At 33.5% G+C, this 4,082-nt stretch carries 4 protein-coding genes; all 4 read right to left on the bottom strand.

Annotated features, from left to right (window positions below; genetic code table 11):
• Positions 1-307: 307 nt before the first annotated feature.
• Positions 308-931, bottom strand: a complete 624-nt coding sequence (cas4, locus tag RAO94_05275) for a CRISPR-associated protein Cas4 (GenBank protein MDP8321740.1) — start codon at positions 929-931, stop codon at positions 308-310.
• Between the two features lie 8 nt (positions 932-939).
• Positions 940-1,230, bottom strand: a complete 291-nt coding sequence (cas2, locus tag RAO94_05270) for a CRISPR-associated endonuclease Cas2 (GenBank protein MDP8321739.1) — start codon at positions 1,228-1,230, stop codon at positions 940-942.
• Positions 1,231-1,325: 95 nt separating this feature from the next.
• Positions 1,326-2,300, bottom strand: coding sequence for a CRISPR-associated endonuclease Cas1 (gene cas1 / locus RAO94_05265; protein ID MDP8321738.1), 975 nt, complete (start codon positions 2,298-2,300; stop codon positions 1,326-1,328).
• Positions 2,301-2,312: 12 nt separating this feature from the next.
• Positions 2,313-4,082: CRISPR-associated helicase Cas3' (gene cas3 / locus RAO94_05260; GenBank protein ID MDP8321737.1), on the bottom strand; the 1,770-nt coding region annotated here is incomplete at its 5' end.

Below are 4,082 nucleotides of genomic sequence, written 5' to 3'. Positions count from 1 at the left end.
TCAGATCGCTGTTTCAATCCTTTCTCTTCTGGATATTAGTTCTTAAACCTGCAGGGGGCAGATCTTGTTTTCAGCTGAAGAATAAGTTTCAATCCTTTCTCTTCTGGATATTAGTTCTTAAACCCGTCAATAAAGCTAAAAATAATAGGGATATGGCACTATACACCATACCCAGATACTACTTTTCGTCGCTCCGAACTGTATTTTTCGGGCTAAAGACACAAACTTTTCACTCTCAGATTCTAATGAACACCTCTATATGACTAAAAAGAACCGCAATATTTACCTGTCAATCAATAAATTCGCCTCAGATTCCACATAAATTCCGGTAAGTACAATCATTGCACTTTGATTTCACCTTTGTAGACTTCGGGAAGTAATTTAGTTCAATCACCTCAAACATGTCACGGATTATCTTCTTAGCTTCTGTTTTCAGTTTATCTGTTACTTCCAGTTCCACCAGTTTATTCTTACTTCTCACATACACCAGATAAGCTTTCTCGACAACCTGATCATAATTCTCCTCGATCATCAAAGCATACAGCGTCTGTTGGATTTTCAGTGTTTTATATATTCTCTCATCCCAGAAAGCGAATTTATAGTCTAAAGGTGCAGCTTTACCATCCTTAAGAAAAAGCACTTCATCAACTTTTCCCACCAGATGCATTTTCCGGGAAGTAAGATAAACTTCCTGCTGTTTATCTACAACTCCAATTCTGTTTCGCAGATATTCCTTATTTAGAACCAGTTTCAGGTTATGAATATCTCTTCCTTTATTAACCAGTTTTCGCCTCTGCTCATGCTGATGAATATTGAGCACTTTCATATAATAGATAAACCTGGGACAATAAAGATACTCTATCACCTCAGAAGGAGTAATAAAAACGAATTCCTCATTAATTACCGGTTCTATCAACTTACAATTATTCATTTCTATTTTCACAAAAAAAGTGCCTTCACTTCATCAGTGATCAAGTCTTTATCAAATGCCTGACCCAGTAGTACACATTGATCAAAATCATCTCTGCTCATGGGAAATATATATACAGAATCAACATCTTCATCAATCAAATCTTCGATAATCGTGCGCAATTCCCTTCGTTGTGCTTTATCAAGATCGCCTAAAAATACCGAATACTGCACTCGGTAAATTCCTGCTTCTTTGCATGCTTTGGCAATCTTATTCCTTGTTTTGTTTTTAGGTATATCATACATGACCCAGGTTAGCATATTACTCCCTTAGTGTTAATAATAAAATATAACAACCAATTGCTACAACTCCTCACATCTTCTAATCTTCTCACCCTCTTATCTTCACACACTATTCACTTCTTACCAATCAACTGATTAGCAAATTTATGAGCATCAGCCTGGATACGAGAAATGATCTTCATATTTTTATTACCATAGCGTTCTATTTTATCAAAATATTCCATTAATTGAGGAACTAATATCTTTTTGCCTTCATCATTCAAAGTCACGCCTTGATTGATCTCATCATAATGTGCCTCATTGATCTTTCTCCGCGAAAATAGATAAAATACCGGCTTCTCAACCAATATCCGATAAGGTTCGATGAAATCATAAACTAACGACTTCTTATTATAATTATCCGTATGCAAAAGCCCAATATAAGGGTCTAACCCAGCAATCACCAAAGCTCGTTCCACTTTACCATACAATATCCCATACCCATAATTAAGGCAGGCATTAAACACATCCTTTGCCGGACGACTGCTCCTGCCCCGATAGCGATATTTATCAGGTAATAATAATGATATTAAGGAAAAATAAATCCTCGCACTATTGCCTTCCAATCCCATGATCCTGCCCATATTAGCATTCAAACTACCGCTTACGTCCTGTAATTGATTATGCAGTAAGCCAATTTTAGCAATTTCACCCGATAAACTATCCTTTACTCCTGGACGTTTATCTAATAGCTCTTCCAGAAATTCTGCCTGATTTTCAAGTTTTTGACCTACCCATTGCTTCACATAACCCAGACCCGCATCATTTGCATAAATCTCCAGCAATCTTCGCCTGATAAATGTAGAACTACCCATACGTGGAAACCAGATACGACCATAAGGATCACCATACTGATCCAGAAATAGAATATCAATATTATATTCCAATGCCAGTTGAATAGCGTCAGTAGTTATCTGAGCAGCATTAGATATCACAATAGAAGATACACGAGCAGCAGAAATACTCTTCTTCTCATCGCCAATCTTCACCTCAAACATACTCCCACGTTTATGAAGATATGTCCCGTAAGTATTTAAGTATAATTCCATGATAAAGTATTTTTACCACATTTGCAAATTTACTATTTCTTTTTTAGGTATCTTTAAAAAACCTATATCCTCATCATAGGCATATTTAGCTTGAAATTTATATGATAAGTATTTAATCGGATAATCAGGATTACTATCTATCTCTTCAGCAGGCTGAAGATAATGTCTATAAATTTCTAATTCTTGCGGGTACAATGAAATCGTAAATGGTAATAATTCATATTTTAGCTTTTCTATTTTCAATTGAATCTGATCTTTTATCTTTCTATCAGGTTCTTTTAATAATTTTCTTTTTTGACAAATCAACTCATCCATATTTTTTTGAGCGTCCTTAGTTCTCAATATGTAAATACTTTCCTTACCTTCATCATTTATTAATTTGAATTTATTAACTGGAGTCTGCTCCCTGATTTCAGTGTCATAATTCAATTCCTTTATGGCTTTGATTATCTTTTTTGATTCGCTGCTGAATTTTAGCTTACTAAAATATTCAATTGATAGTTTATAAAAGTCCTTACTTAGATATTCCTGTTCAGATAAAATATCTCTAACTGATTGGATTACGAATTTTTTATAGATATTGCTATTATTTAAGTCAAACAAGAACATTTTACCATTCCCTAATCCATATTCACCATTCCGATTACACCTTCCAGCAACTTGAACGATAGAATCAAGCGGACCAAAATCTCTGAATACATACTCAAAGCTTAAATCAACTCCTGCTTCAATCAATTGCGTCGAAACCACAATGACTTTTTCTTTTGTTCTTAATAATTCTCTTACTTGATCAATTTTTATTATCCTGTCATAAGGAAGAAGATTTGTTGTTAAATATATTAAAGTATAATCAGAGTGTAATTCACGGAGTTGCTCATACATGTATTTTGCCATCTTTTTTGTATTCATCACAATCAAGGCATTATTCCCTAAAAACAAATTTCCAAAGTCGTCTATTAATTCATCAATATCATTCACATCATTTAATCTTGTTAAGCTTACTCTATTAAATATCTCTGAATGCATATAAAATTCCGAATTTGTCAATTCAACTATATCCTCCTTTTCAATTATCTCCGGCTGAGTTGCGGTTATCAATAAGAAATATATTCCAAATTTCTTACCCAATACTTGAAATGTTTCCCTAAGTAACCTATAATAATCTGGATCAATATTCTGTACTTCATCAAGTATAATAATGGAATTGACAATATTGTGAAATTTCTTCAGTGATCTGTTACGGTAGCCGATTACAGCATAAAATAACTGAACAAAAGTTGTTACAACATAAGTTGATTTCCAGGATTCCACAAAAAGTACATCATCATGATAATCCTTCAAAGTCTTCTTGTCTTCATCCAATCTATTATTTATTATTTTTGGATTCTGATAATGGTGTTTCAACAAATATCGATTAGGTCTTCTCTGATATTTATCTCCTTTACTGAAACTAAGTATTTTATCAAATTCTTTGTAATTCTGATCTATGATTGATGTATAAGGTAGACAATAGATTATTCGAGCATTTCGCTCTGGTAACAGTTTACGCAGCTTATTCGCGAATACCATGCAGCCAAATGTTTTTCCTATCCCAGTAGGAGAAGTGATACTATAAAAATGATTCTCTGGTCTGATCGCTGCATTATTATAAATTTCTTCTAAAAATCTATTCCTTAATTTATTAAGAGGAATATCAGGATTAAATTTATCAAAATCTTTGTCCCGACGATCATTTATATAAGAAAATATGTCATCTTCTTCCTCTTCCAGATTCCCATTGAA

Origin of the sequence: Candidatus Stygibacter australis (genome assembly GCA_030765845.1) — a bacterium.
Taxonomy (GTDB): Bacteria; Cloacimonadota; Cloacimonadia; order Cloacimonadales; family TCS61; genus Stygibacter; species Stygibacter australis.
Note: the sequence above shows the minus strand (reverse complement) of the source record. Positions and strands in the feature narration are given on the sequence as shown.

Coding starts and splice junctions, on each gene's coding strand:
- cas4 (MDP8321740.1), bottom strand. CDS start 931: ATGAATAATTGTAAGTTGATAGAACCGGTAATTAATGAGGAATTCGTT.
- cas2 (MDP8321739.1), bottom strand. CDS start 1,230: ATGCTAACCTGGGTCATGTATGATATACCTAAAAACAAAACAAGGAAT.
- cas1 (MDP8321738.1), bottom strand. CDS start 2,300: ATGGAATTATACTTAAATACTTACGGGACATATCTTCATAAACGTGGG.